The 400-nt window shown below is 47.2% G+C and carries 1 rRNA gene; it reads right to left on the reverse strand.

Going from position 1 to position 400, the window contains the following annotated elements:
• Positions 1–360, reverse strand: a 23S ribosomal RNA gene (locus tag N7568_RS22600); the annotation flags it as partial.
• Positions 361–400 lie beyond the last annotated feature (40 nt).

Here is a 400-nt window from a genome sequence, read left to right on the forward strand (position 1 = left end):
CGGACCTTTCCAGGTCGCTTCATTTACTTCGTTCCTTTGTAACTCCGGATAGAGTGTCCTACAACCCCAAGAGGCAAGCCTCGTGGTTTGGGCTAATTCCGTTTCGCTCGCCGCTACTCAGGAAATCGCATTTGCTTTCTCTTCCTCCGGGTACTTAGATGTTTCAGTTCCCCGGGTCTGCCTTCAATATCCTATGTATTCAGATAAAGATACTGTTCCATTACGAACAGTGGGTTTCCCCATTCGGAAATCTCCGGATCAAAGCTCACTTACAGCTCCCCGAAGCATATCGGTGTTAGTCCCGTCCTTCATCGGCTCCTAGTGCCAAGGCATCCACCGTGCGCCCTTTCTAACTTAACCGTTAAAAAGATCTTACAGATGCTTTGAAAAAAATTAATTG

The organism is Paenarthrobacter aurescens (assembly GCF_025421775.1).
Lineage (GTDB): Bacteria > Actinomycetota > Actinomycetes > Actinomycetales > Micrococcaceae > Arthrobacter > Arthrobacter aurescens_B.